The organism is Sphingobium trunci (assembly GCF_022664535.1).
Taxonomy (GTDB): domain Bacteria; phylum Pseudomonadota; class Alphaproteobacteria; order Sphingomonadales; family Sphingomonadaceae; genus Sphingobium.
On the sequence record NZ_JAKUJY010000024.1, the window covers coordinates 1 to 24,914 of the forward strand.

A 24,914-nucleotide genomic window follows, 5' to 3' on the forward strand; every position below is an offset into this window, starting at 1 on the left:
AGCATCGTCGTTCCCTGTCTGCAAATCACTGGGTGGTGCCGATCACCCACTGGTCCGGTTCGGGCTCGGGAAGCTACCCAGCGACAGGCGACCAATTGCAGACATTACGGTTTCCATTAGCATCGACCCAAAGCTCATGAATGGGGATCGTATGGAACGACAGAACAGAGACGTAGCGCTACCCGAGCAAATGCAGGGTCGTTGGACAGAGATAGATGATGGGGTCTCCGTACTGGTCGTTACAGGCGGTGAGGTAATCTGCTTTGGTCAGGCAATTGCCTATGATTACAAGCTGGTGGGTGACGATGATGGCGCACTCACAGTCAGCTTAAAAATAGAGGATAAAGCGCGGGAGGATGATTTTCAGCGCTCGAATTTAACAGAATTGGTCATCTCGCCCGAAGGCGAGTTCCATGCCTACAACACACAGTTCGCGATCCAGTTCATCAAAGCGGATCGTTAATGCCACCGTCACCGCCGACAGCTCCGCACCCTTATCGTCATCCCCGCGCAGACGGGATCCATCTCCTGACATCGGGGATATGTGGAAGGTTCGGAAATGGATTCCCGCTTTCGCGGGAATGAATGATGAAGAACAAGGCTCAGGCTGGACAAGCGCGTCCTGCTTGACCAAATGATGCACCTGTCATGACCAAGCGCATCCTTCTCATCATTTCGGGCGGCATCGCTGCCTATAAGTCGCTGGAGCTGGTGCGGCTGCTGCGCAGGCGGGGTCTTGCCGTGCGGGCGGTGCTGACGGAGAGCGCGGCGCAGTTCGTGACGCCGCTGTCGCTGGGCGTGCTGACCGAGGACCATGTCTATGGCGACATGTTCGACCTGAAGGAAGAACGCGAGATCGGGCATATCCAGCTTTCGCGGCAGGCCGATCTGGTGGTGGTGGCGCCCGCGACCGCGAATATGCTGGCCAAGATGGCGGGCGGCATTGCCGATAATCTGGCGACCACCCTGCTGCTGGCGACCGACAAGCCGGTGCTGGCCGTGCCCGCGATGAACGTGCGCATGTGGCATCATGCCGCGACCCAACGCAATATCGCCCGGCTCAAGGCCGATGGCGTGCACATACTGGAGCCGGACAGCGGCGAGATGGCGTGCGGCGAGTTCGGCAAGGGGCGCCTGCCCGAACCGGAGGCGATCGCGGCGGAGGTGGCGCGGTTGCTGGCGCTTCCGCTGGCCGCCGACCCTCTGGCGGGGCAGCCCGATTTCGAGACGGCGGATGCGCCCCTGGCCGGGCGGCATGTGCTTGTGACGGCGGGGCCGACGCACGAGCCGATCGATCCGGTGCGCTATATCGCCAACCGTTCCTCCGGGAAGCAGGGCTTCGCCATTGCGGCGGCGGCGGCGCGGGCGGGCGCGCGGGTGACGTTGGTGGCGGGGCCGGTGCATCTGCCGACGCCCGCGGGCGTGGACCGGGTCGATGTCGAGACCGCGCGGGAGATGCTGGGGGCCGTGGAGGCCGCCCTGCCCGCCGATGCGGCGATCATGGTGGCGGCGGTGGCCGACTGGCGCACTGTGGATGCGGCGGACCAGAAGCTCAAGAAGGACGGGTCGGGCAAGCCAGCACCGCTGGCCCTGGTCGAGAATCCGGACATATTGGCCACGCTGGGGCGGCATGAAAGGCGCCCTGCGCTGCTGGTGGGCTTTGCCGCCGAAACGCAGAAGATCGCCGAACATGGGCAGGCCAAGCTGGCGCGCAAGGGGGCCGACTGGATCGTCGCCAACGATGTGTCCGGGGATGTGATGGGCGGCGACAATAACAGCGTGCACGTCATTTCCAGGGACGGCGTCGAAAGTTGGGAGAATTTGCCCAAGGACGCCGTTGCCACCCGTTTGATAGAAAAGGTCGCCCATGCCCTCTCCTCTGGTTCCGATTGAAATCCGCCTGAAGCGCCTGCCCCATGGCGAGGGGCTGCCGGTGCCCGCCTATGCGACGGCGCATGCGGCCGGGATGGACGTGGTGTCGGCGGAGGACGTGATTCTGGTTCCGGGCGGTCGTCATGCCGTGGCGACGGGGTTCGCGATGGCGATCCCGGAGGGCTATGAGGTGCAGGTGCGGCCGCGTTCGGGCCTCGCGCTCAAGCATGGCATCAGCCTGCCCAATACGCCCGGCACGATCGATGCCGACTATCGGGGCGAATTGAAGGTGATCCTCATCAACCATGGCGCCGAACCCTTTGCGATCGCGCGCGGCGACCGGATCGCGCAACTGGTGGCGGCGCCGGTGCAGATGGCCCGCTTTGCCGAGGTCGAGGAACTGGACGAGACGGTGCGGGGGGCCGGTGGCTTCGGGTCGACGGGAGTGGGTTCCGCGTGACCGACGAACAGCTGGAGCGCTATGCCCGCCATATCGTGCTGAAGGAGATTGGCGGCGCGGGGCAGGCCCGGCTGCTGTCGGCGGACGTCGCTGTGATCGGGGCCGGCGGGATCGGCAGCCCGGCGATCCTCTATCTCGCGGCGGCGGGGGTCGGGACGATCCGGGTGATCGATGACGATGCGGTCGCCCTCTCCAATCTGCAGCGGCAGGTGCTGTTCGGGACCGGCGACATCGGCGCGCCCAAGGCCGAGGGCGCGATGGCGGCGGTGGCGCGGCTCAACCCCGATGTGAAGCTGATCCCGATCAATGCGCGGATCGATGCCGATAACGCCGCGCTGATGCTGCGTGAGGCCGATGTGGTACTGGACGGCTGCGACAGTTTCGCGACGCGGCTGGCGGTGGCGGACTGCGCGTTGAAGCTGCGGATTCCGCTGGTGTCGGCGGCGGTGGGTTCGTTCGAGGGGCAGCTTTCCACCTATCGCGGGTGGGAGGCGGACAAGCCCTGCTATCGCTGCCTGGTCGGATCGCCCGAGGATGCGCCGGAGCGGAACTGTTCCGAGACGGGCGTGATCGGGGCGCTGACCGGGGTGATGGGCAGTCTGGCGGCGCTGGAGGTGATCCGCGCGCTGGTGCCCTTTGGCGAGGATATGGCGGGGCGGCTGCTGCTGGCCGACCTGCTTTCGATGCGGTTCCGCGCGGTGGCGGTGCCCAAGGATCCGGCCTGCCCGGCCTGTGCCGTGCAACTATGCGCGAGCTGAGGATCGTCGTCCTCACGGCGGATGCGGAGCGGCTGCGCGGGGGGCTGGTGATGGCGGCGGCGCAGGCGGCGCTGGGCGGCAAGGCGGCGGTCTTCCTGCAACTGGATGCGGTGGGGCTGTTGCGGGCGCCGATCGGTGCGCCGCGGGACGAGGCGCATGAGGCGGCGGGGCTGCCTTCGCTTGCGGCCTTGATGGAGGAGGCTTTGGGGTTGGGGGTTGTGGTCCTTGCCTGCCAGAGCGGGTTGGCCTTGTGCGGGCTTTCGGCAGAGGATTTGCCGGAAGGCGTGGAGGTTGGCGGCCCGGTCGGCTTTCTTCAGCAGGGCGGCGACGAGGCACGCTTGCTGTTGCTCTAAAATCCCTCTCCCCAGAATTTCGCGGCTTTCGGATCGGCGGCGCAGGAGCCGCGCAGCGCTTGCCATTGGGCCTGGTCGAGCGCGGGGCGATAGGCTGAGCCGGGCTTGACGGCGGCGGCGAAGCGGCGGCGGCGTTCGGCCGAGAGCGGGTGGGAAGAGAGCCAGGTCATGGCCTGCGCTTCCCTTCCTTCCTCCTTGCCGCCGATGCGTTCGAAGAAGGCGGCGGTGGCGGCCGGGGAAATTCTGGCTTCGCGCATCTGGTCGATGGCGACGCCGTCCGCCGCGCTTTCCGCGTCGCGACCATAGCTCATCGCGAGGACGCCGTTCAGATAGGCGCCCGTATTGCCCCCCAGCCCGCCAAGGACGACGCTGAGGCCAAGCTGGCGCACGAGGCCGGTCATCGTGTCGCGGTGGCGGACATGGCCAAGTTCGTGGCCGAGGACGCCAGCGACCTCGTCGGGCGACCTGGCCTGCTGGAGCAGGCCGTCGAACAGGATGATCCGCCCGCCCGGCAGCGTTACCGCATTCACGATAGGGATGTTGGCGAGGGCGACTTGCCGGGCTTCGTGCCGGGGATCGACCTGCGCAACGAGGGCCTGCAACGCTGCGTCGCCCGCGGGGGTGCGGCAGAAGCGGCCGCCGAAATCGCCGACCATCGCGTCGCCCATGCGGTTTTCCCAGCTTCGAGGGATCAACGGCGCGATGACGCCGGGAGCGGCGAGCGCGCCCCACACCACCAGCGCAGCGATGACCGTGAAGACGCCCGCCGCCGGCCAGAAGCCGAAGCGGTCGATCCAGCGGCCATAACGTTCCCCCCTGGGCAGATGCGCGGCGATGCCGTCGGGAGCCTCGCCGGAAAAGCCCATGCGCCAGCCGGGGATGGCGCTGTTGCCATAGACGGAACGGTCCGCTTCAGCACCGATCACGGTGAGGTCGGACCAGCGGGTATGTGCGCCGGTCCAGCCGCTTTCCGGCTCCTCCAGCCAGAAGCCGTCCCCGGCCGGGCGGAGCAGCACGCTTCGCCGGACGGCGGTGACGCCGTCATAATGCCAGAACCGGAAATCCGGCATGGCCGTCAGAAGGCCCCCACGTCGAGCGCGTCGAGCAATCCTTCGCCATGGCGACTGGTCTTCGTCTGCGACTGGGTGAGTTCGTCGGTGTAGATCTCGCCGGTTGCGCCCATATGGGTCACGAAGAATTTCCAGTGGCGATATTGCAGGAAGATCGACCCGATGCCGAGCGTCGCGATCACCAATGCGATGTCGCCCAGGAAGAGCAGGAACCAGTCCCTGGTTCGGGCGTGGAAATGGAAGTTGAGGCCGGTGAGCGACAGGCCGCCCACCGCTTCCCGGAAGAAGCTGGCGTAGAAGGCCAGCGCGATCAGGCCGAGGCCCGCATAGATGCCGACGATGAAAAGCCCTATCACGACAAACATCCCGCCGATCCGGCCCGCATTCCCGCCGGGCTGCATGCCGCCCAGCGGAATGGCCGCAACCGCGACGATCGCGATGCCCACCGCCGCCACGATGGGAAAGAGATAGAAAAGCAGGAAGCGCCTGAAGGTCGGTCCATGATCGCCCGCCGCCTCGAAACCGTGCGGGCCGAAGCTCATCCTGTTCCAGCGCTCGTTCCACAGCGACATCATCGACCAGGGAATCAGCAGGCCCAGCGCGATGCTGCCGACAAAGCTCTTCCACATATAGGAAATGCCGTAGCCGAAGCCCTGGTCGTCGCTGCCGCCGCGGATGCCGTGCCACCAAGTCCGGCTGAGGCGATAGCGCAAGGCGCGGAAACGGGCGAGGCCGACCATGTAGAAGATCGTCACGAAAGCCGCGAGCGTCAATATGCCCGCAAGGCCGGCATGGCCCTGAAGGATGAGGGCCTGCGCCCCGAACTGGAGGAACAGGAGAGGGATGCCGATCAGCACCAGCACCATCAGGAAGCCCAGGAACAGTTCCTTGCCCGTCCCGGTCCATTCCAGCCGGTCGTCGATGAAGCGCGTATTCGCCCAGAGATAGCGCCGGGTCCGGGTGGTCGCCCAGAAACGGTAGATGCCGAGCGTCACGATCGTCAGCAGCAGGTTGGTGAAAGCGATGGGCGCATAGTCGCGCCAGTTTCCTTCAAAGGCGAAGCCGTCGCCGCCAATGCGTTCCTGATCCATAATTCCCCCAGAAGTCCCCAGCCGCAGAAGACTATGCCGTGGGCCTTTGGTCAAGGGGGATCATGCCCGCCCTGGCGGCTATGTTGCTGGAATGGGACGATTACAGGGAATGGAACGGATTGCATCGCGCGGCGGCGTTGCTGGAATTGCGCGTGATCAGAAGCGCGCGTAACGCTCATTGCCGATGAAGCCGAGTTTCCTGACCCCTGCGCGACGGATATCGGCGAGCACTTCGTCCACCGTCACATAGCGGGCGTCCGCGTCGGGCTGGAACTGCAGTTCGGGTTCGACCGGAAGGCGCAAGGACGCCGCGAGATACTGGCGGAGCGTCAGCCGGTCGATCGCCGTGCCGTTCCAGTGGATCACGCCCTGCGCATCGATGCCGACCTTGTTCTTGACGGGGTTCATATCGATGACGGGGTCAGTTCCCTGCGGCAGGTCGACACCGACCTTGTGGGTCTGGATCGGGATGGTGATGATGAACATGATCAGCAGCACCAGCATCACGTCGATCAGCGGCGTGGTGTTCATGTCCGACAGAGGCGCCTCCCCCTCTGCGCCCCCATGCCCATTGATGCGTCTTGCGAAGCTCGAAGCCATTTGCATCCCTCCTGTTGAAATATGATATAACAACACATTCATCATGCCCTGATGGAGAGGCCCTGGCAAGAGGGCTTCAAGATCATGGGTTTACCGCCTTCTGCGGGTTCTCGGCCGCCCCGGCCGAGTTCAGAACGCTTCTATTGACAGGGCGGACGGCCTATTTATGGGGAAGGCGCGGCTTTTTGGGCCGTGCAATCCGCCCTTCTTACAGAAAGACCATCCGTGTCCGCCATGCTCAAGATCACCCTGCCCGATGGTTCCGTGCGTGAAGTCGCGCCCGGCACCAGCCCGGCGGACATTGCGGCGGCGATCGGGCCGGGTCTGGCCAAGGCCGCCATCGCCGCGCGAGTCGATGGCGAGCTGCGCGACATCCTGCGCCCGCTGGAGCAGGATTCGCAGCTGGCATTGGTGACGGCGAAGGATGAGGCCGATGCGCTGGAACTGGCGCGGCATGACTTCGCCCATGTGCTGGCCGAGGCGGTGCAGACGCTGTTTCCCGGCACCCAGATCACCTTCGGCCCGTCGACCGAAGACGGCTTCTATTATGACTTCGCGCCCCCGGTAATCGAAGGAAAGCATCGCCCCTTCACCGAGGAGGATCTGCCAGCGATCGAGGCGAAGATGCGCGAGATCATCGCCGCCGACAAGCCGCTCAGGCGCGAGGTGTGGAAGCGCGAGGATCTGATCGCGCGCTGGAACGCCGAGGGCGAGACGTTCAAGGCCGAATGGGCGGCCGAACTGCCTGAGGGCGAGGAATTGACGGTCTACTGGTCGGGGAGCGACTGGCTCGACATGTGCCGGGGGCCGCATCTGGCCTCGACGGGCAAGCTCGATCCGGCGGCGTTCAAGCTGACCCGCGTGTCGGGCGCCTATTGGCGCGGCGACCAGAAGAATGCGATGCTCTCCCGCATCTACGGCACCGGCTGGCTCAACCGGAAGCAGCTCGATGCGCATCTGACGCGGCTCGAAGAGGCGGCCAAGCGCGACCATCGCAAGCTGGGTGCGGAGATGGACCTGTTCCACCTCCAGCAGGAAGCGCATGGGTCGGTCTTCTGGCACCCCAAGGGCTATGTGATCTGGCGGGCACTGGAGGCCTATATGCGCCGGGCGATCGACGATGCGGGCTATCGCGAGGTCAAGACGCCACAGGTGATGGACGCGCGCCAGTGGGAGCAGTCCGGCCACTGGGGCAAATATCGCGAGAATATGTTCGTCATCCCCGACGAGGTTCCCAACGTCGAGGACGAAGGCCCGCTGGTGTCGGACGATGCCGACTGGATGGCGCTCAAGCCCATGAACTGCCCGGCGCATGTCCTGATCTTCCGCCAGGGGATCAAGAGCTATCGCGACCTGCCGCTGCGTTTCTACGAGAATGGCTGCTGCCACCGCAACGAGCCGCATGGCGCGCTGCACGGGCTGATGCGCGTGCGCCAGTTCACCCAGGACGACGCACATATCTTCTGCCGCGAGGACCAGATCGTCGAGGAAGTCCGCGCCTTCTGCGCGCTGGCGGACCGCATCTACAAGGATTTCGGCTTCACTTACTCGATCAAGCTGGCGCTGCGCCCGGAAAAGCGCTTCGGCACCGAGGAAATGTGGGACAAGGCCGAGGAGGAACTGCGCAACGCCGTCGCGGCGGCAGGGCTGAACACGCCCGAATATGGCTGGGAGGAGCTGCCGGGCGAAGGCGCCTTCTACGCGCCCAAGCTGGAATGGCACCTGACCGACGCGATCGGCCGGACCTGGCAGGTGGGGACGATCCAGTCCGACCGTGTGCTGCCGGAGCGACTCGACGCCTCCTATGTCGGCGAGGATGGCGAGCGGCACCGGCCGGTGATGCTCCATCGCGCGATCTTCGGCTCCTATGAGCGCTTCATCGGCATATTGATCGAACATTATGCGGGCAAATTCCCGCTCTGGCTGGCGCCGGTGCAGGCGGTGGTCGCGACCATCGTGTCCGACGCCGACGGCTATGCGCAGGCCGTCGTGGAGAAGCTGCGGGCGGCCGGAATCCGCGCCGAAACCGACATTCGCAACGAGAAGATCAATTACAAGGTGCGCGAGCACAGCCTTGCGAAAGTGCCGAATCTGCTGGTCGTGGGTCGCCGCGAGGCGGACGAGGGCACGGTGGCGCTGCGCGAACTGGGCAAGGACGGGCAGACCGTCCTTTCGGTCGATGACGTGATCGACCGTCTTGCAAAACAGGCCTTGGCACCCGATATGCGGTGAGGCAGCGATGCCACATGGGGCCGGTAAATCCGCAACTGCGGACTTGCCGCCCCTTTCGGCTTTGCGCTAAAGGGCCGCCAGAGTCGTTGTTACAACTTCCATAGGAGAAGCCACTATACGTCCCCCGATGATGCGCCGTCCCATGGCGCCGCCGCCTAAGTCCGGTCCCCGTTACAATGAATTCATCACCGTGCCCAAGGTGCGCGTGATCGATGACGAAGGCGAAAATCTGGGCGTGATGTATACGCAGGAGGCGATCGAGCGCGCCTACGAGATCGGGCTGGACCTGGTCGAAGTGTCGCCGACTGCCGACCCGCCGGTCTGCAAGTTCCTGGACATCGGCAAGTATAAGTACGAGGCACAGAAAAAGGCGAACCTCGCCCGCAAGACCCAGAGGACGCAGGAGATCAAGGAGATCAAGATGCGTCCGAACATCGACGATCATGACTATGATACGAAGATGAAGAAGGTCCATGACTTTATCGGCGAAGGCGACAAGGTGAAGATCACCCTGCGTTTCCGGGGCCGTGAACTGTCGCACCAGCAGCTTGGCATGCAGCTTTTGCAGCGCGTCGCGGAAAATGTCGGCGAGATCGCGAAGGTCGAAGCCTATCCGCGCATGGAAGGCCGCCAGATGCTGATGGTGCTGGCGCCGAAATAAGGGCGTAGCGGCACTTCTGGTGACGCTTGTCGGGCGGAGTCTGGATGCAGGCTCCGCCCGATGCCTTTTGGGCAATGGCTGGTTATGGACCGGCGGTGAACATGGTCCCCCCTCCCGCCTGCGGGAGGAGAGAAGCAATCTCCTCTACTATGCCAGGCCAAAAAGGATTGGCATGTGGCGGCTGAACCGCGAAGCTTCGTCCGTCGTTCCATAGGGCAAACCCAAGGCAGGAGACAGACGATGCGTGTCATGGTGCTCGTGAAGGCAACGGAAGACAGCGAGAGGGGATTCCAGCCCACCGCCGAGACAATGGCCATGATGGAGGCGATGGGCCGGTTCAACGACGCGTTGCGGGAGGCTGGCATATGGGTGATGGCCGATGGCCTCACCCCCTCATCGCAAGGCAAGCGGGTGGCATTCGACGGTGACGACCGGACGGTTATCGACGGCCCTTTCGCGCCGGCCCGCGAACTGGTCGCCGGCTTCTGGATCTGGGACGTCAAGGATATGGATGAGGCGCTCGCCTGGGTAAAGCGCTGCCCCAACCCCATGTCGGGGCCCAGCGACATCGAAATCCGGCCCTTCCATGAGCTGGAATGACGCTCAGTTGGGCAGGATCAGATATTTCTCCCCGGTGCGGCGGGCGTTGTAGGTGAGGACGGCGTCGCGGCTGAGGACGTCGCGCAGGGAAATGCGCGCCTTGTAGGGGCTGGCGAAGGTGGTGGTGAGGTTGGCGAAGACGCGCTCGCGCATCCGGGCGTTCACCTCCTCGCCCGCGCGCGTCAGGAAGGGAAAGAGCAGCCAGCCGCCGATATTCCAGCTAAAGCCATAGCTGCGCGTCAGGATTGTCGGCGACAGGTCGAGCGCGCCGTAGATATAGGCCTGCTTCAGCTTGTCGGAGCCATAGCGGCTATAGGCCGCATCCTTGGACGCAGCCTGTTCCATGGCGGTCAATATCTGGCTGACCAGCTTGCCGCCGCCAATCGCGTCGAAGGCGATGGTGGCACCGGTCGCCTCGATCGCGGCGGTGAGGTCGGTCGCGAATGTCTCGCTGCTGCTGTCCAGCACATGGACCGCGCCGAGCGATTTGAGGGTCGCGACCTGAGCCTCGCTGCGGACGATATTCACCAGCGGAATATCATCCTCCTGCGCGATCCGGACCAGCATCTGCCCCAGGTTGGAGGCAGCGGCGGTGTGCACGATGGCGCTGTGCCCTTCCCGGCGCATGGTTTCGACGAATCCGAGCGCCGTCAGCGGGTTCACGAAGGCCGCAGCCCCCTGCTCCGCCGTCACGCCCTCGGGCAGCGCCAGGCACTGCCGCGAGTCGACCAGCCGATATTGGGCGAACATGCCGCCAGGCACGCAGGCGACGCGCTTGCCGAGCAGGGCCTGCGCCTCCGGCGCCTCGCCCGCGGCGATGACGGTGCCAGCGCCTTCATTGCCGACCGGCATCGGCCGCCCCACACGGGCAGCCATGGCCCGGCGCGCCGCTTCGGGCATCTGGGCGACGATGCGGCCTCCGCCATATTCGGCATCGGCAAGGTCGGCGGGACCGAAGAGCAGGCCGAGGTCGGAAGGGTTGATCGGCGCCGCTTCCACCTGGACGAGCACCTCATGACCTTGCGGATCGGCGAGGCTTTCCCGCGCCAGTTCGACGGTCAGGCGGCCATCTTCGCCCAAGGTCGAAAGAAGCTTGAGGCCTTCGGTCTGACTCATCATATCGTCCTTTTCAGGCTGAGGGCTTGTCCCGGTACAGCGCCGGGAACATCGTCTTGAGCGCTTCCAGCTTGGGCATGTCCCAGCGCAGAATATAGGGATGGCGCGGATTTTTCGTCAGAAAATTCTGATGGTCGGGCGCCGCATCCTGAAAACCGGTGAAGCGCTCGACGCGGGTGACGACGGGGTCGCGCCACAGGCCCGACCGGTCGAGCTGGACGAGATAGGCCCGGGCAGCCTTGTCCTGCTCCGCATTCAGGGGGAAGAGCGCGCTGCGATATTGGGTGCCGTGATCCGGCCCCTGATAGTCGAGCGTGGTCGGATCGGCGATCACCGAAAAGAAGACGCGCAGCAGCGTGCCATAGCTGATTTGGGCCGGATCATAGGTCACGCGGACGGACTCGGCAAAACCGGTATCGCCTTCGCTGACCTGCTCATAATCGACCTTCCGGTCGCGGGGGCCGCCCGCGAAGCCGGAAACGGCAAGATGGACGCCCTTCAGGTGCGAGAAGACGCCTTCCACGCCCCAATAGCATCCGCCTGCGAAGACGGCGGTTTCGAGCTTGCGTCCGGGCGCGGCGTCGACGGCCGGAACCGGCGCCATGACCGGTCGCTCGGCGTGCAGGGGGGATGCGACGGCAAGCGCCGCGAGAAAGGCCAGGGCGACGCCGTCAGAGCGCCGCATTGTCCGCCGCCGGTGCCACGCTGGCCGATGCGGCCATGGCGGACGAGGTCAGCGCCGGAGGCTCGCTGCCCGGCTGCAGCACGAACATCCCGATCGCACCGATCACGAACCCGCCGAAAAAGCGCAGGAACAGGTCGGATTTCAAGAATGCCACCATGGCGTTCTTCCTTTCGGTCGTTCGGCCCTCGAATAGAGGTCGGCCATTAATATCTCGCGGCTTGCCCCTGCCTGAACGCTGCCGGGAGGACAGCAGGTTTCGACAAACGTCCGGAACGGAGCGATCGGCGGCGGGAGCAAAGCCAGTTTCGGTTCGCAACGGGATATAGACCCCGCCGTTCCATCTGCAAGATGGCGCGCGGGAAAAATTCCGTTTCCAATTTTGCGATGATGGGAGGGGGTGATGCGCGAAATGCAGCCCCTCTCCGCCGACGGGAGAAGGGCTGCAGAGCGTTCTTATTTCAGCGCCGCGCAGGCTTCCTGGATGCGGGTGCAGGCCTTGGCCAGCACGTCTTCCGAGGTCGCATAGCTGATACGGAAGGCGGGCGAGAGGCCGAAGGCGGCGCCATGGACGGCGGCGACCTTCGCTTCGTCGAGGAAATAGCCGATCAGGGCTTCGTCGCTGCTGATCACCTCACCCTTGGGGGTCTTCCTGCCGATCAGGCCGCTGGCGTCGGGATAGACGTAGAAGGCGCCTTCCGGCGTCGGGCAGTCGAGGCCCGGCGCGTCGTTCAGCATGGCGACGACCATGTCGCGGCGCTTTTTGAAAGCGGCGTTGCGCTCTTCCAGGAAATCCTGCGGGCCGGTCAGCGCGGCGGCGGCGGCGGCCTGGCTGATCGAACAGGGGTTGCTGGTGGATTGCGACTGGAGCTTGCCCATCGCCTTGATGATCCATTCGGGCCCGCCCGCGAAACCGATGCGCCAGCCGGTCATGGAGAAGGCCTTGGAGCAGCCGTTCACCGTCAGCGTGCGGTCGTAAAGGTCCGGACAGACCTGCGCGATGGTGGCGAAGGGGGTGGAGGCGTACCAGACATGCTCATACATGTCGTCGGTCATCACCAGCACATGCGGATGGCGCAGCAGCACTTCGCCCAGTTCCTTGAGCTCCGCCGCCGAATAGGCCGCGCCCGACGGGTTCGAGGGCGAGTTCAGCATGACCCACTTGGTGCGCGGCGTGATCGCGGCGTCGAGCTGGGCCGCAGTGATCTTGTAGCCTTGCGACGCGGGGCCTTCGATGAACACCGGCGTACCGCCCGCGAAGTTCACGATGTCGGGATAGCTGACCCAATAGGGCGCCGGGATGATGACCTCGTCGCCCGCATCGACGGTCGCGACCAGCGCGTTGAACAGTGTGTGCTTGCCGCCCGAATTCACGCTGATCTGGCTGCGCTTGTAGACGAGGCCATTGTCGCGCTTGAACTTGAAGGCGACGGCTTCCTTGACGGCGGTGGTGCCGTCGACGTCGGTGTAGCGGGTCAGATTCTTGCGAATCGCCTCGATCCCCGCTTCCTTCACGAAATCGGGCGTGTCGAAATCCGGCTCGCCGGCGGAGAGGCCAATCACGTCCACGCCTTCGGCTTTAAGGGCATTCACACGCGCGCTCATCGCCAGGGTGGCGGAGGGCTGGATGCGACCGAGGGCAGCGGAAGTCTGGCTCATGGCAATCGTCTTTCTCTAAAATCCCCTAGGCCCGCATGAAGCGGACGCGAGGCTCCTTAGTGTGCAACGAAAGAAGGGGCAACCGCCAGTTGGCCCCGGCTGGCCGCCACGGCAGATTATCGCGTTACCGGACGAGCGAAGCCGCCACCATGCCGCGCGCGGCATTGCCGATGAAGAAGCCCTTTTCCAGGTCGCGGGGGCGCAGATCCTGCTCGATCGCCTCGCCCATGTCGATCAGGCTGCGGCGCAGGACGCCGGGCAGCAGGCCGCGCGACAGCGGCGGCGTCAGCAGCTTGTCGCCGCGCTCGACGAAGATGGAGGAGAAGCTGCCCTCGGTCAGATAGCCCTCTTCATCGGTCATCACCACCTCATAGGTGCCGCCCCGCTTCAACGCGTCGCGGTAGATGCTGCGATCGGTGGTCTTGTGCGCCAGACGCGGGTCGCTGGCCAGGGCGTTGCGGGGCACGCAGGCCAGTTGCATGATCGCCTGCGGCCAGGTGCGATGTTCGCGTACCTCGATCGCCACCGAACCGCGGCGCGACACCAGCAGGCGCAGGCGGCTGCGCTCCCGCAGGCGGAAGGTCGCGGCTTGCAGTTCGTTGCGCACATCATGGCGGTCGAAGGCGAAATCGAGCGCGACGGCGCTGGCCTTCAGCCGCTCCAGATGCAGTTCCAGCAGCCTGATGCCGTCGACCGGATCGAAGGCCATGGTTTCGAGCAGATCATAGCGTCCGTCAGCCAATGCCATTTAAACCCTAAACCCTGCAAAGCCCCTGTACGCCGGAAAACCCGCGCGCCGATCGTTCAATCCGGTGCGAGGAAGCGCCCCTTGGCCAGACATTCCGCCCATTCGGAGGTGACTTCCGAATCCGCGACGATGCCTGAACCCAAACCCAGGCGCCCCTCCCCGCTGCCTTCTTCGACGCAAATCGTGCGAATGGCAACATTGAAGGCGGCATCCCCCTCCGGATCGATCCAGCCCATGGAACCGGTGTAGACGCCGCGCGGAAAGGCCTCGACCACGTCGATGATCTCCATCGCCCGCACCTTGGGCGCGCCGGTGATCGACCCGCAGGGGAAAAGGACGCGCAGCACGTCGACCGGCGACAGGCCCGGCAGCAGGCGGGCGCGTACGGTCGACACCATCTGGTGCACGGTGGGATAGGTTTCGACCTTGAACAGATCGGGCACGGTCACGCTGCCCGCGCGGGAGACCCGCGACAGGTCGTTGCGCAGCAAGTCGACGATCATCAGATTTTCGGCGCGCTGCTTGGCATCGCTCTCCAGCCAGTCGCGCAGGGCCGCATCGCGGGCGGCGTCGGCACCGCGCGGGGCGGTGCCCTTCATCGGACGGGCGGTGAGCTGGCCGCGCACGCTGGTGAAGAACAGTTCGGGCGAAAAGGAGAGCAGGCTGTGATCGCCGGTGCGGATCACGCCGCCATAGCCGGCGCGCTGGCGGGGGCGGAGCGTTGCATAGAGGGCCATCACATCGCCGCTGAAGGGCGCTGCGCAGGGAAATGTCAGATTGACCTGATAGATGTCGCCCGCCCGGATATAATCCTGCACCTGGGCGAAAGCGGCGCGATAGGCGGCTTCGTCGATCAGCGGCGCGACCGCCTCCACCCTGGCGGTCGCGGGATCGGGCAGCAGCGCCGGTAGCGTGCCCGGCTCGATCAGGCGAACCCCCTCGAACAGTCCGAACCAGAGCAGGGGCGTGCGGGGCGCATCGTCGCGGTGGCGCTGCGCCAGCGGATGAAGCCGATCCTCCAGCGCCAGGCCCGCCTCATAGCTGAGGAACCCGGCGGCGTGGAGCCCTGCCTCCGCCGCCTCGGCCAGGCGGTCGAGCGCGGGCTGGACCTCCTCCAGCCGATGGGCGGCGATGACCGACACCGGGTCGCGATAGAGGCGCGCCGGAGCAGGGCCGCGCTCGCGCGCGTCGTCGAACAGGGCAAAGGCTTCGGTCGGTCCCGGAAGGCGCATGGCCGCTCTCTTACCAGTCTTTTGGGCGTGCGGAAGGGCTGTCAGCGACAACGCATGGTTGCGCCCTTGACGCGCGAGCCATAGAGACGGGCCATGAGCAAAATTTCTCCCCGCCCCTTCGGCCCGGCCCTGGCCCTGGCGCTGCGCGGGCATTGCCCGGCCTGCGGGCAGGGGTGCATGTTTGCGCGCTTCCTGAAACCCAGCCCGGCCTGCGACCATTGCGGGCAGGCGTGGGACGTTTCGCGGGCGGATGATTTCCCGGCCTATATCGTCATCCTGCTGCTGGGGCACATATTGGTGCCGCTGATGATCGAGGTGAACGCAGCGCTCGCCATCCCGCTGGGGGCGCAGGCGGTGCTGTGGCCGGGCCTGGCAATCCTGCTGGCGGTGGCGATGATCCAGCCCGCCAAGGCGGCGGTCATCGCCTTTCAGTGGAGCCGTCGCATGGATGGATTCGCCTGAGAATCCAGCCTGACGATCGGGCCTGAGCGTCAGGCGGGCTTGAGGATGAAGTTCCGCTCCATCGCTTCGCGCAGCGTCTCCTCAATGCTGCGGCGGCCTTCCGAACCATGGGTGACGACCGTGGTGTCGCAGGTGGCGACGCACACCCCCTTCTGAAAGCTTGCCGAGCTGATCGTCCAGCTGGTGCGGCCGATATGGCCGATCGCGCAATGCACTTCGAACGGATAGGGGAAATGCGCTTCCTCGACAAAGTTGAGGTTCACATTGGCGACCATCCAGCGCACGCCCTGTTCCTGCGGATGGCGGCCCAGATGATGGTGGAAACGGATGCGCGCGGTTTCGAAGATGCCGGAGATCGCCACATTGTTGATGTGGCCCATGGTATCGATGTCCTGGAAGCGGGTGTCGATGCTGGTTACGAAACGATAGGCTTCCGGGCTGAGGCGCCAGGATTCGGGTTTGGCCATGTCCTGTTTTCCATATGTCCTGTTTTCTATGCTCTTAACCCGTGCGGGCGGGGATGCAATCTTTGGGTCGAAATTGATCGGACTGCGACCTTTTTGACACAGGTGCGAACAGGTGCGAAGAGTCAGGTTTCGCCAGCGTAACGGAGTGTTTCCTGCCGCGGCCATGGACTTGCGCGCAGGTGCAGCATAGCTTCCAGCCCCCTAGCTTATGCCGATTTGATGCCGTGGAGTGCCCCATGCGACGTTACAGCCGGATCGCCATTTTCCTGCACTGGGCCATCGCCGCTCTGCTTGCCTTCCAGATCGCGCTGGGCTGGGCGCTGGAGGATCTGGGGGCGCGGGGTTTCGCGCTGTTCCAGCTGCACAAATCGGTGGGCATATCGATATTGCTGCTCACCCTCGCGCGGGTGGCGGTGCGCTATTGGAAGCCGCGCCCCGCGCCGGTCGAGGGCGGCTGGCAGGGCGCCCTTGCCAAGGCGGTGCATGGCGGCCTGTACCTCTTCATGCTGGGCGCGCCGCTGACCGGCTGGGCGCTGGTTTCCACGGCGAAGGTCAGGGTGCCGACGCTGATCTTCGGTGTCGTGCCCCTGCCCCATCTTCCCCTGCCGATGAGCGCGCACGAATGGGCCGCGGGGGGGCACAGCCTGCTCGCCTGGATCGGCATTGCGCTGTTCGCGCTGCATGTCGCGGGCGCGTTGCGGCATCATTTCCTGTTGGATGACGGACTGTTGTGGCGGATGATGCCGTCACGCTCGCCGGTCCTGCTGGTGGCATTGCCCGCCCTGATCGCGGCGGGTTTCGGGCTGGGCCGCGCGATCCTGCCCGCGCCAGCACCCAAGGCTGCGGCGGCGATCGCGAAGCCGGTGCCGGTGCCGGTGCCGGTGGTGGAGCAGGAAGCCCCCGCCCCTGTCCCGGAGAAGGTGGATAATGCCGCCCCTGCCGCTGGCTCGGCCGAAGGGGAGAATGCGGCGGCTGCCGGGGAGCCTGTGGCGCAGCCCTCCTCATGGATCGTGCAGCCGGGCGGGTCGATCGGCTTTTCGGTCGGCAATGGCGGCGAGACGATCAGCGGCAGCTTTGCCAAATGGACGGCGAAGATCGTGATGGACCCCGACCATCCCGACAGTGCCGACATCCGCGTCGAGATCGATCTGGCGAGCGCGAGCGTCGGCGACAGCTACAAGGACGGGATGCTGGCCGGGGACGAATTTTTCGGCGTCGCCGCGCATCCCAGGGCGATCTTCACCGCCAAGGGCGCGGAAAGGACCGGCGCGAACAACTATCGTGCGGCCGGCACGCTGACGCTCAAGGGCGCGAGCAAGCCGCAGAGCATCCGCTTCACCCTGTCCGGCACGGGCAAGGCGCGCAAGGTGTCCGGGTCTGCCACCATCGCCCGCGCCGCCTTCGATGTCGGCAATGGCGAGAGCAGCGCGGGGCTTGATCCCAAGGTCGCGGTCAGCTTCGCGTTCAGCGCCAGGGCGAAACCGGCGGGCATGGATTAACGCCCGGACTTCTGCCAAAGCGGCGGGATGGACAGCAGACAGTCGCCAGCCGGACATATAGAGGACGGGGTTTTCCTGGGCTTCGTCCTTGTCGTTTCGATTGCCTTCGCGCTGGTGATCGAACCCTTCTTCGCGGCGATCCTGTGGGGCGTCATCGCCGCCATATTGTTCGCGCCGGTCAACCAGCGCCTGTTGCAGGCGATGCCGCGCCGCCGCAACAGCAGCGCGGTGCTGACCCTGTTGCTGATCGTGGCGCTGGTCATCGTGCCCGCCATCATCCTGGCCATGGCGCTGGTGCAGGAAGCGACCGTCTTCTACGCGAAGATCCAGTCTGGCGAGATCAACTTCGCCAGCATGTTCGCGCAGTTTCAGGCCAGTCTCCCCGGCTGGGCGGCCGCCTTTCTGGAGCGGCTGGGCATCACCAATTTCGATGCCGTGCGCGAGATGCTGGGCACGGGGATCGCGTCCAGCTTCCGCACGGTCGCGGCGCAGGCGTTGCAGATCGGGCAGAGCGCGTTCAGCTTCCTGGTGGCGCTGGGCGTGATGCTGTACCTCACCTTCTTCCTGCTGCGCGACGGCCCGCGCCTTGCCGCCATGGTGGACCGGGCGGCGCCGATGCGGACGGCCCACCACCGCGCGCTGATCGACCAGTTCGTCATCGTCACCCGCGCCACGATCAAGGGGAGCATCGTCGTCGCCATCGTGCAGGGGATGATCGGCGGCATCGTGTTCTGGGCCCTGGGATTGCCGGGGGCGCTGCTGTGGGGCGTGCTGATGGGTTGCTTCTCGCTGATCCCGGCGGTGGGCACCGGACTGGTCTGGGTGCCGGTCGCAATTTACCTGTTCGTCACCGGGGCGGTGGTGAAGGGGCTGATCCTGGCCTTTTGCGGCATGTTCGTGATCGGCATGGTGGACAATATCCTGCGCCCGGTCCTGGTGGGGCGCGACACGCGGATACCCGACTATGTGGTGCTGATCACGACGCTGGGCGGGATCGACATGTTCGGCTTCAACGGCATCGTCATCGGGCCGGTGATCGCCGCGCTGTTCATCGCGACCTGGAATATCGTGACGCGGATGCGCAGCGGCGCCGACGGGCTGGAAGGGCCGCTGACGGAGGAGCCGGTGGCGTCGTCATAGCTGCTCCAGCGCGGCGCTCGCCTCCATCCACATTTCCTCCGCCGCTTCCAGTTTCTTCTCGACCTCGGAGCGCTTCATCATGAGCTGCGTCATGGTCATCTTCGCCTCCGCTCCGGTGGCGGATTTGGGGTCGAACAGCGCCTGATCGATGCGGCTGCGTTCGGCGGCAAGCGTCGCCATCTCCTTTTCCGCCCTGGCGATGGCGTTCTTCGCGGTCTTCTGCTTCTCGCGCCATTCGGCGGCATTGCGCTTTTCCGCCTTGCGGTCGGCCTTGGGCGCGTCGCCGCCGGACCCGTTGCCGTCCGCCTTGCGCAGGATGATGTCGGTATAATCCTCCAGGCTGCCGTCGAAGGGCTGGGCCGTGCCATTGTCGACCAGCACCAGGCGATCAGCGACCAGCTCGATCATGTGGCGGTCGTGCGAGACGATCACCACCGCGCCCGAATAGTCGTTCAACGCCTGCACCAGCGCCTCGCGGCTGTCGACGTCGAGGTGGTTGGTCGGTTCGTCGAGGATCAGCAGATGCGGTGCGTCGCGGGTGATGAGCGCCAGCGCCAGCCGCGCCCTTTCGCCGCCCGACATGCTGCCAACCTTCTGCGTGGCCCGCTCCCCGGAAAAGCCGAAGCGGCCGAGCTGCGCGCGGACGGCGGCGGGCGTGGCGCCCTTCATCACCCGGCTCATATGTTCCAGCGGCGTGTCGCCGACGTCCAGTTCCTCCACCTGATGTTGGGTGAAATAGCCGACATTCATCTTGGAAGAGGCATTCATCGCGCCTTCCATCGGCTTGAGCTGCGCCGCGATCAGGCGGGCGAGCGTCGTCTTGCCATTGCCGTTGCGGCCCAGCAGCGCCAGCCGGTCGTCGGGATCGATGCGCAGGTTAACGCGGCGCAGGACGGGCGTGTCGTTATAGCCGACCGCCGCCATGTCCATGGTGATGAGCGGCGGGCGCAGTTCGGGCGGGCTGGGAAAGCCGAAATGCAGCGTCGGGTCTTCGATCGCCGCCGCGATGGGCTGCATTTTCGCCAGCGCCTTGGCGCGCGATTGGGCCTGTTTCGCGGTCGAGGCGCGGGCGGAGTTGCGGGCGACATAGTCCTGCAATTTCTCGCGCTCCGCCTGCTGCTTGGCGCGGGCGGCTTCGGCTTGCGCGAGGCGTTCGGCGCGCTGCCGCTCGAAGGCGTCATAGCCGCCGGGATAGAGCATGACCCTGCCCCCCTCCAGATGGAGGATATAGTCGACCACATTGTTGAGCAGGTCGCGTTCATGGCTGATGACGACGACAGTGCCGCGATAGGCCTTCAGGAAATTTTCCAGCCACAGCGTCGCTTCCAGATCGAGATGGTTGGACGGTTCGTCGAGCAGCAGCAGGTCGGGACTGGAAAAAAGTAGCGAAGCCAGCGCCACGCGCATCTTCCAGCCGCCCGAATAGCTGTCGAGCGGACGGCCCTGCATTTCCTCGTCGAAGCCGAGGCCGACCAGGATGCGGGCGGCCCGCGCCGGGGCGGTATAGGCGTCGATCGCGTTCAGCCGTTCGTAGATATGGCCGAGCCGGTCGGGGTCTTCGGTCGCCTCGCTCTCCGCCATCAGCGCCGCGCGCTCCCTGTCGGCGGCGAGCACCGTGTCGAAGGGGGTGGCGGTGCCGGAAGGCGCCTCCTGCGCGATATAGCCGAGGCGCGTGTCGCGGGGCATCTCGCAACTGCCCTCGTCCGGGTCGATCTGGCCGATCATCACCTTCATAAGGGTCGACTTGCCCGCGCCGTTGCGGCCGATCAGCCCCACGCGGCTGCGCGGCGGCAGCGAAGCGCTGGCGCGGTCGAGGATGGTGCGGCCGCCAAGGCGCACGGTGATGCCGTTCAGGGTAAGCATGGAGGCGCCTTTAAGCAGGATGGCGCGGGATGTGAAGCGGCGAGGTTTTCTTCAGTCGTTATCGCGGGAGCGGGAACCCATCTGCGATGAGATGTCTCAAGCGGAACCGCCGGGAGATGGACCCCCGCCTTCGCGAGAAGGACGAGTTTATTGGGGCGAGGTGGACGCGGGTTCCGCCGCGTAAAGCGTAAACTGGCTGTGCAGGCCGCCATTGGAGCTTTGCCCCAGCCACAGGTCGAACAGGCCGGGTTCCGCGATGATTTTGCTCCCGGCCCCCACAAATTGCAGGTCGGTGCGGGACAGGGAGAAGCGCACCGTCCTGCTCTCCCCTGGCCCCAGGGTGACGCGCTCGATCCGTTTCAGTTCGCGGATCGGACGGGTGCGGCTGGCGACGCGGTCGCGAATGTAGAGCTGCACCACCTCGGCACCCTTGCGGGAGCCTTTGTTGGTCAGCCGGGCGGTGACTTCGATGGCGCGGTCCCAGCGGAGCGCGCTGTCGGACAGCTTCAACTGGTCCAGCACGAATTCACTGTAGCTGAGACCATGACCGAAGGGGAAACGGGCGCTGTTGTCGGTAGTGGCGTAGCGGGAACGATATTCGGTACGGTTGTCGACCACCGGGCGGCCGGTCGACTTGCGGTCGTAGAAGAAAGGCTCCTGCCCCGATTCCCAGGGGAAGCTGACCGGCAGCTTGGCCGAAGGATTTTCCTTCCCGAACAGGATATCGGCGATGGCATGGCCGGATTCGGAGCCGAGGAACCATGTGGCCAGGATCGCCTGCGCATTGGCGACGCCATCATGCAGCGCCAGCGCGCGGCCGTGGCGGAGGAGGACGATCACAGGCTTGCCGGTAGCCGCGATAGCGTCGGCCAGCGCCTGCTGCACGATGGGCAGTTCGATGGCAGTGCGCGATTGCGCTTCGCCCGACATGTCCTGCGATTCGCCCAGGGCTAGGATGACGATGTCGGCCGCCTTCGCGGTTTCCACCGCCTTCGCGACGCCGCCGTCGATCGGCGTCAGGATCCCGCTGCCCGGCGCGATCAGCAATTTCGCCGGATCGGGCATGGCGGCGCGCAGGCCGGTGGCGATGTCGACGCCCGCGCCCTTTTCTCCATAAAAGGCCCAGGGACCAAAGACGTTCATCCTGTCCTCGCCGAAGGGACCGATGAGGGCGATGGTCTGGTCCTTGGCCGGATCGAGTGGCAGGACGCCGATATTTTGCAGCAGCACGATCGACCGGGTGGCGGCCTCGCGGGCCAGCGCCCGGTGCGCGGACGTGAAGATATGGGTCTTTTCCGCCTCTTCATTCAATGAACGATAGGGATTGTCGAACAGGCCGATGGCGGTCTTGACGTAGAGGATGCGGCGCACGGCGACGTCCACCGTTGCCATCGGCACCGCGCCGCTCTTCACCAGGTCGGGAATGTAGCGGACATAAAGGCCGCTCTGCATCGACATGTCGACGCCGGCAAGGATGGCGAGCCGGGTCGCATCGCGCTCATCCTCGGCATAGCCATGGGCGATCAGTTCCTCGTCGGCGGTATAGTCGGAAAAGACGAAGCCCCGGAACTTCATCTCGCCGCGCAGCATGTCGGTCAGCAGGTCGCGGTCGGCGGTGGCGGGGACGCCGTTGATCTCGCTGAAGGCGGCCATGGTGGTGAGCGCGCCCGCTGCAAAGGCCGCGCCGAAGGGCGGGAGGTGGGTTTCCCGCAGCGTCTCCTCGCTGATGTCGACGCTGCCATATTCCAGACCCCCGGCGACCGCGCCATAGGCGGCGAAATGCTTGGGGCAGGCCAGCAGGCTGTCGTCGCGGCGCAGATCGCGCCCCTGAAAGCCGCGCACGCGGGCGGCAGCGAACAGGCTGCCCAGTATGACGTCCTCGCCCGCCCCCTCGACCACCCGGCCCCAGCGCTGGTCGCGGGCGACGTCGACCATCGGGGCGAAGGTCAGGTGCAGCCCGGCCGCCGTCGCCTCGACCGCCATGGCGCGGGCGGTGCGTTCGGCAAGCGCCGGATCGAAACTGGCCGATTCGCCCAGCGTCACCGGGAAGATGGTCTTGAGACCATGGATCACATCGCCGGCGAACAGCAGCGGAATGCCGAGACGGCTTTGCTTGAGGGCGATGTCCTGAGCGCGGCGGGCACCCGCGACGCCGATGCCGTTGAACAGGCAGCCGACACGGCCCTTGCGGATTTCCTCGGCCAGATCCCTTTCATTCTGGATGCCGACCTGCGGATTGGGCGGGTTATACGGCCGAAAACTGTCGGCCAGGCAGGTCATCTGGCCCGCCTTTTCCTCGATCGTCATGCGCGCGATCAGATCGTCCACGCGCTCCACCTCTCCCGCAGCGAAAGCACGGCGGGGAAGCGGCAGGGTCAGGAAGCCGGCAAGGGCGGCGGTGAGGACGGCGCGGCGGGTTGCGGGAGGAAGAGCGGTCATCGAACGGGAACGTAGCAGAATGCGGATGAACGTCACTTATCCCGCTAACGACCGAAAGGAAGCGCCAAAAGGCGAAGCGAGCCTTAAGCGGGGGCGAACGGCCAAGGGGCTGTCATGCTGGAAAATCGCCCTCTGGAGGGAGCGATGGTGGACAGGGCTGGATTCGAACCAGCGTACGGGAAACCCGGGCAGATTTACAGTCTGCTGCCTTTAACCACTCGGCCACCTGTCCAGTCGCCACACCGTTTCGGGGAAGCCCCGACCGGCTGGGAGGCGCTCCAATGGCGAAAGGAGACTTGCCTGTCAATGGGCGAATGTGAAAAGAGCGCATCCCATGAAAAGAGGAAATCGCACCGGGAAGGCCAAAGGCACTTTTCCCCGCTTTTACGGACGGCATGCCGTCATCGCCGCGCTCGCCAATCCGGACCGGGTGGTGCGCAAGATCTGGGGTACGCGCGAGGCGCTGAATGCGCTGGACCTGCCGCCGGTCCTGCCCATCGTCTATGCCGACGGCGCCGATCTGGGGCGCATGGTGCCGTCGGATGCGCCGCATCAGGGCATCGTCGCGGAGGTCGAGCCGCTGGACGATATCTGGCTGGGCGACGTGCTGGAGGCCGGGCAGGATGACGGGCCGGGCCATGGGCGCCCGGTGCTGGTGCTGGACCAGGTGACGGACCCGCATAATGTCGGGGCGATTCTGCGATCCGCGGCGGCGTTCGATGCGCTGTGCATCGTGACGCAGGATCGTCATGCGCCGCCCGAATCGGGGGTGTTGGCGCGGGCGGCTTCGGGCGCGCTGGAGATCGTGCCCTGGGTGCGGGTGGTGAACCTGGCCCGTGCACTCGATGAGATTGCCGAGGCCGGTTACTGGCGGATCGGGCTGGACGGCGAGGCCGACACAACCCTGGGCGAGGCGATCGGCACGTCGCGGGTCGCGCTGGTGCTGGGCGCGGAGGGCGAAGGGCTGCGCCACAACAGCATGGCGCATTGCGACATTTTGGCTAAACTGCCGATCAGTCCGCGCATGGAAAGCCTCAACGTTTCCAATGCCGCGGCGATCGCCCTTTATGCGGCCGCCAGCCGGTAGCCGCTGACGGGGCATGTGGCGACAGGGGGTTCGACATGGCCGCTTTTCCGCGCGCTGCCATCGTCCGCACGATCGGCGGACTGGCGGCCAGTCTGCTGCTCTCCGCCTGCCTGGTGACGCCGGGCAAGTTCGAATCGGCGCTCGATATCCGCGCCGACCGCAGCTTCACCTTCACCTACAAGGGCGAGATATTGGCGTCCGACGTGGGCAAGGGACTGGGTTCGTCGCCCAGTATGGGTGACGATCCGATCGACGGCGCGACCCCGAAGGACCAGCCCAGTACCCTGCAAATCGCGGTTCAAAAGAAGGAACAGGCGGCGCCGGAGGACTTCAGCGCCAAGAATGACAAGAGCGACGAACAGCAGATGCAGGCGATCGCAGCGGCGCTGACCCGGGAAAAGGGGTTCCGCGCCGCCCGCTACATGGGCAATCACCGCTTCGAGATCGATTATGCGATCAACGGCCGGCTGACCCACGCCTTCCTCTTCCCCTTCAACAGCGACGCGCAGATCGTGCTGCCGTTCGTCGCGGTGGAGCTGCGTGGGGATGACCGGGTGCGGATGAAGGCGCCGGGCTATTCCAACGGGTTCGACAAGAGCCAGAATCCGATGGGCGGCAACAGCGCGGGCGACGACGCGGCAAAGGCGCTGGACGGCGTCTTCACCCTCACCACCAACGCCGAAATCGTCAGCCAGAACCAGGAAGACGGCGCCCAGGACACGCCGCAGGGCAAGCGCATCGTCTGGAAGGTGACACCGCTCACCAGCGAGGCGCCCGCCGCCACGCTACGGCTGAAACCGTAACGCGGCGCGGACGAACCGCT

The 24,914-nt window shown here is 65.5% G+C and carries 25 protein-coding genes and 1 tRNA gene; 13 read left to right on the forward strand and 13 right to left on the reverse strand.

What is annotated here, in order from left to right:
* The 5 genes from MJ601_RS17510 to MJ601_RS17530 form a co-directional block, all read left to right on the forward strand.
* Window positions 1-463 (forward strand): hypothetical protein (locus MJ601_RS17510; RefSeq protein WP_242128779.1); only part of this gene is annotated, 463 nt, incomplete at its 5' end.
* 185 nt (window positions 464-648) lie between these two features.
* The gene (gene coaBC / locus MJ601_RS17515; protein ID WP_242128781.1) at window positions 649-1,893 is read left to right on the forward strand and encodes a bifunctional phosphopantothenoylcysteine decarboxylase/phosphopantothenate--cysteine ligase CoaBC; all 1,245 of its coding nucleotides are present in this window, start codon (window positions 649-651) and stop codon (window positions 1,891-1,893) included.
* The gene (gene dut, locus MJ601_RS17520; protein WP_242128783.1) at window positions 1,868-2,332 is read left to right on the forward strand and encodes a dUTP diphosphatase; all 465 of its coding nucleotides are present in this window, start codon (window positions 1,868-1,870) and stop codon (window positions 2,330-2,332) included. Before coaBC ends, dut begins: the two co-directional genes overlap by 26 nt.
* Window positions 2,329-3,090, forward strand: coding sequence for a HesA/MoeB/ThiF family protein (locus MJ601_RS17525; RefSeq protein ID WP_242128785.1), 762 nt, complete (start codon window positions 2,329-2,331; stop codon window positions 3,088-3,090). Before dut ends, MJ601_RS17525 begins: the two co-directional genes overlap by 4 nt.
* A complete protein-coding gene (locus MJ601_RS17530) occupies window positions 3,078-3,443 on the forward strand; it encodes a DsrE family protein (RefSeq protein ID WP_242128787.1) in 366 nt (121 codons plus the stop codon). Before MJ601_RS17525 ends, MJ601_RS17530 begins: the two co-directional genes overlap by 13 nt.
* Here MJ601_RS17530 and MJ601_RS17535 read toward each other — a convergent pair.
* From MJ601_RS17535 to MJ601_RS17545, 3 genes are all read right to left on the reverse strand, one after another.
* Entirely contained in the window at window positions 3,440-4,513 is a 1,074-nt protein-coding gene (locus tag MJ601_RS17535) for a M48 family metallopeptidase (protein WP_242128789.1), read from the reverse strand. The two genes, MJ601_RS17530 and MJ601_RS17535, sit on opposite strands and share 4 nt — an antisense overlap.
* A gap of 5 nt (window positions 4,514-4,518) precedes the next feature.
* On the reverse strand, window positions 4,519-5,604 hold the full coding sequence (locus MJ601_RS17540; protein WP_242128791.1) for a YjgN family protein: 1,086 nt from the start codon (window positions 5,602-5,604) through the stop codon (window positions 4,519-4,521).
* A 156-nt stretch (window positions 5,605-5,760) separates the two neighbouring features.
* Window positions 5,761-6,204, reverse strand: coding sequence for an ExbD/TolR family protein (locus MJ601_RS17545; protein ID WP_242128793.1), 444 nt, complete (start codon window positions 6,202-6,204; stop codon window positions 5,761-5,763).
* A gap of 234 nt (window positions 6,205-6,438) precedes the next feature.
* Here MJ601_RS17545 and thrS point away from each other — a divergent pair, with 234 nt between their 5' ends.
* From thrS to MJ601_RS17560, 3 genes are all read left to right on the forward strand, one after another.
* Window positions 6,439-8,436, forward strand: a complete 1,998-nt coding sequence (gene thrS / locus MJ601_RS17550) for a threonine--tRNA ligase (protein WP_242128883.1) — start codon at window positions 6,439-6,441, stop codon at window positions 8,434-8,436.
* 127 nt (window positions 8,437-8,563) lie between these two features.
* Window positions 8,564-9,097 (forward strand): translation initiation factor IF-3, encoded by a 534-nt coding sequence (infC, locus tag MJ601_RS17555; protein WP_242128796.1) that lies wholly within the window; start codon window positions 8,564-8,566, stop codon window positions 9,095-9,097.
* Window positions 9,098-9,337: 240 nt separating this feature from the next.
* Window positions 9,338-9,697, forward strand: a complete 360-nt coding sequence (locus MJ601_RS17560) for a YciI family protein (protein WP_242128798.1) — start codon at window positions 9,338-9,340, stop codon at window positions 9,695-9,697.
* Window positions 9,698-9,700: 3 nt separating this feature from the next.
* Here MJ601_RS17560 and MJ601_RS17565 read toward each other — a convergent pair whose 3' ends face one another.
* From MJ601_RS17565 to pabB, 6 genes are all read right to left on the reverse strand, one after another.
* The gene (locus tag MJ601_RS17565; protein WP_242128799.1) at window positions 9,701-10,813 is read right to left on the reverse strand and encodes a zinc-binding dehydrogenase; all 1,113 of its coding nucleotides are present in this window, start codon (window positions 10,811-10,813) and stop codon (window positions 9,701-9,703) included.
* A 13-nt stretch (window positions 10,814-10,826) separates the two neighbouring features.
* Window positions 10,827-11,498: a peptide-methionine (S)-S-oxide reductase MsrA gene (msrA, locus tag MJ601_RS17570; protein ID WP_242128801.1), complete on the reverse strand. Its 672-nt coding sequence runs from the start codon at window positions 11,496-11,498 to the stop codon at window positions 10,827-10,829.
* On the reverse strand, window positions 11,485-11,655 hold the full coding sequence (locus MJ601_RS17575) for a hypothetical protein (protein ID WP_242128803.1): 171 nt from the start codon (window positions 11,653-11,655) through the stop codon (window positions 11,485-11,487). The genes msrA and MJ601_RS17575 overlap by 14 nt, the downstream gene beginning before the upstream one ends.
* 296 nt (window positions 11,656-11,951) lie before the next feature.
* Window positions 11,952-13,154, reverse strand: a complete 1,203-nt coding sequence (locus MJ601_RS17580) for a pyridoxal phosphate-dependent aminotransferase (protein ID WP_242128805.1) — start codon at window positions 13,152-13,154, stop codon at window positions 11,952-11,954.
* Window positions 13,155-13,278: 124 nt separating this feature from the next.
* A complete protein-coding gene (locus tag MJ601_RS17585) occupies window positions 13,279-13,902 on the reverse strand; it encodes an aminotransferase class IV (protein WP_242128807.1) in 624 nt (207 codons plus the stop codon).
* Between the two features lie 56 nt (window positions 13,903-13,958).
* Window positions 13,959-15,134: an aminodeoxychorismate synthase component I gene (gene pabB, locus MJ601_RS17590; protein WP_242128809.1), complete on the reverse strand. Its 1,176-nt coding sequence runs from the start codon at window positions 15,132-15,134 to the stop codon at window positions 13,959-13,961.
* Window positions 15,135-15,227: 93 nt separating this feature from the next.
* Here pabB and MJ601_RS17595 point away from each other — a divergent pair, with 93 nt between their 5' ends.
* Entirely contained in the window at window positions 15,228-15,596 is a 369-nt protein-coding gene (locus MJ601_RS17595; protein WP_242128811.1) for a DUF983 domain-containing protein, read from the forward strand.
* A gap of 29 nt (window positions 15,597-15,625) precedes the next feature.
* Here MJ601_RS17595 and MJ601_RS17600 read toward each other — a convergent pair whose 3' ends face one another.
* Complete coding sequence (locus tag MJ601_RS17600; RefSeq protein WP_242128812.1) at window positions 15,626-16,063, reverse strand: acyl-CoA thioesterase; 438 nt, start codon at window positions 16,061-16,063, stop codon at window positions 15,626-15,628.
* 236 nt (window positions 16,064-16,299) lie between these two features.
* On the opposite strand from MJ601_RS17600, the gene MJ601_RS17605 reads away from it, so the two are divergent.
* Complete coding sequence (locus tag MJ601_RS17605; protein ID WP_242128815.1) at window positions 16,300-17,562, forward strand: cytochrome b/b6 domain-containing protein; 1,263 nt, start codon at window positions 16,300-16,302, stop codon at window positions 17,560-17,562.
* A gap of 27 nt (window positions 17,563-17,589) precedes the next feature.
* Complete coding sequence (locus MJ601_RS17610) at window positions 17,590-18,702, forward strand: AI-2E family transporter (RefSeq protein WP_242128817.1); 1,113 nt, start codon at window positions 17,590-17,592, stop codon at window positions 18,700-18,702.
* Here the strand turns inward: MJ601_RS17610 and MJ601_RS17615 are convergent.
* The 3 genes from MJ601_RS17615 to MJ601_RS17625 form a co-directional block, all read right to left on the reverse strand.
* Window positions 18,697-20,565: an ABC-F family ATP-binding cassette domain-containing protein gene (locus MJ601_RS17615; RefSeq protein ID WP_242128819.1), complete on the reverse strand. Its 1,869-nt coding sequence runs from the start codon at window positions 20,563-20,565 to the stop codon at window positions 18,697-18,699. The two genes, MJ601_RS17610 and MJ601_RS17615, sit on opposite strands and share 6 nt — an antisense overlap.
* Window positions 20,566-20,712: 147 nt before the next feature.
* Window positions 20,713-23,004: a beta-glucosidase BglX gene (gene bglX / locus MJ601_RS17620; RefSeq protein ID WP_242128821.1), complete on the reverse strand. Its 2,292-nt coding sequence runs from the start codon at window positions 23,002-23,004 to the stop codon at window positions 20,713-20,715.
* 145 nt (window positions 23,005-23,149) lie between these two features.
* Window positions 23,150-23,236: transfer RNA gene (locus MJ601_RS17625), tRNA-Tyr, on the reverse strand.
* 102 nt (window positions 23,237-23,338) lie between these two features.
* On the opposite strand from MJ601_RS17625, the gene MJ601_RS17630 reads away from it, so the two are divergent.
* Together MJ601_RS17630 and MJ601_RS17635 are read left to right on the forward strand one after the other, a co-directional pair.
* A complete protein-coding gene (locus MJ601_RS17630) occupies window positions 23,339-24,091 on the forward strand; it encodes a TrmH family RNA methyltransferase (RefSeq protein ID WP_242128823.1) in 753 nt (250 codons plus the stop codon).
* A 35-nt stretch (window positions 24,092-24,126) separates the two neighbouring features.
* Window positions 24,127-24,894, forward strand: a complete 768-nt coding sequence (locus tag MJ601_RS17635; protein WP_242128825.1) for a hypothetical protein — start codon at window positions 24,127-24,129, stop codon at window positions 24,892-24,894.
* The last annotated feature ends 20 nt before the right edge of the window (window positions 24,895-24,914 follow it).

Excerpts from the sequence above, each read along its gene's own strand:
- coaBC (WP_242128781.1), top strand. The coding sequence starts at position 649 with ATGACCAAGCGCATCCTTCTCATCATTTCGGGCGGCATCGCTGCCTAT.
- dut (WP_242128783.1), top strand. The coding sequence starts at position 1,868 with ATGCCCTCTCCTCTGGTTCCGATTGAAATCCGCCTGAAGCGCCTGCCC.
- MJ601_RS17530 (WP_242128787.1), top strand. The coding sequence starts at position 3,078 with ATGCGCGAGCTGAGGATCGTCGTCCTCACGGCGGATGCGGAGCGGCTG.
- MJ601_RS17535 (WP_242128789.1), bottom strand. The coding sequence starts at position 4,513 with ATGCCGGATTTCCGGTTCTGGCATTATGACGGCGTCACCGCCGTCCGG.
- MJ601_RS17540 (WP_242128791.1), bottom strand. The coding sequence starts at position 5,604 with ATGGATCAGGAACGCATTGGCGGCGACGGCTTCGCCTTTGAAGGAAAC.
- MJ601_RS17545 (WP_242128793.1), bottom strand. The coding sequence starts at position 6,204 with ATGGCTTCGAGCTTCGCAAGACGCATCAATGGGCATGGGGGCGCAGAG.
- thrS (WP_242128883.1), top strand. The coding sequence starts at position 6,439 with ATGCTCAAGATCACCCTGCCCGATGGTTCCGTGCGTGAAGTCGCGCCC.
- infC (WP_242128796.1), top strand. The coding sequence starts at position 8,564 with ATGATGCGCCGTCCCATGGCGCCGCCGCCTAAGTCCGGTCCCCGTTAC.
- MJ601_RS17560 (WP_242128798.1), top strand. The coding sequence starts at position 9,338 with ATGCGTGTCATGGTGCTCGTGAAGGCAACGGAAGACAGCGAGAGGGGA.
- MJ601_RS17565 (WP_242128799.1), bottom strand. The coding sequence starts at position 10,813 with ATGAGTCAGACCGAAGGCCTCAAGCTTCTTTCGACCTTGGGCGAAGAT.
- msrA (WP_242128801.1), bottom strand. The coding sequence starts at position 11,498 with ATGCGGCGCTCTGACGGCGTCGCCCTGGCCTTTCTCGCGGCGCTTGCC.
- MJ601_RS17575 (WP_242128803.1), bottom strand. The coding sequence starts at position 11,655 with ATGGTGGCATTCTTGAAATCCGACCTGTTCCTGCGCTTTTTCGGCGGG.
- MJ601_RS17580 (WP_242128805.1), bottom strand. The coding sequence starts at position 13,154 with ATGAGCCAGACTTCCGCTGCCCTCGGTCGCATCCAGCCCTCCGCCACC.
- MJ601_RS17585 (WP_242128807.1), bottom strand. The coding sequence starts at position 13,902 with ATGGCATTGGCTGACGGACGCTATGATCTGCTCGAAACCATGGCCTTC.
- pabB (WP_242128809.1), bottom strand. The coding sequence starts at position 15,134 with ATGCGCCTTCCGGGACCGACCGAAGCCTTTGCCCTGTTCGACGACGCG.
- MJ601_RS17595 (WP_242128811.1), top strand. The coding sequence starts at position 15,228 with ATGAGCAAAATTTCTCCCCGCCCCTTCGGCCCGGCCCTGGCCCTGGCG.
- MJ601_RS17600 (WP_242128812.1), bottom strand. The coding sequence starts at position 16,063 with ATGGCCAAACCCGAATCCTGGCGCCTCAGCCCGGAAGCCTATCGTTTC.
- MJ601_RS17605 (WP_242128815.1), top strand. The coding sequence starts at position 16,300 with ATGCGACGTTACAGCCGGATCGCCATTTTCCTGCACTGGGCCATCGCC.
- MJ601_RS17610 (WP_242128817.1), top strand. The coding sequence starts at position 17,590 with ATGGACAGCAGACAGTCGCCAGCCGGACATATAGAGGACGGGGTTTTC.
- MJ601_RS17615 (WP_242128819.1), bottom strand. The coding sequence starts at position 20,565 with ATGCTTACCCTGAACGGCATCACCGTGCGCCTTGGCGGCCGCACCATC.
- bglX (WP_242128821.1), bottom strand. The coding sequence starts at position 23,004 with ATGACCGCTCTTCCTCCCGCAACCCGCCGCGCCGTCCTCACCGCCGCC.
- MJ601_RS17630 (WP_242128823.1), top strand. The coding sequence starts at position 23,339 with ATGAAAAGAGGAAATCGCACCGGGAAGGCCAAAGGCACTTTTCCCCGC.
- MJ601_RS17635 (WP_242128825.1), top strand. The coding sequence starts at position 24,127 with ATGGCCGCTTTTCCGCGCGCTGCCATCGTCCGCACGATCGGCGGACTG.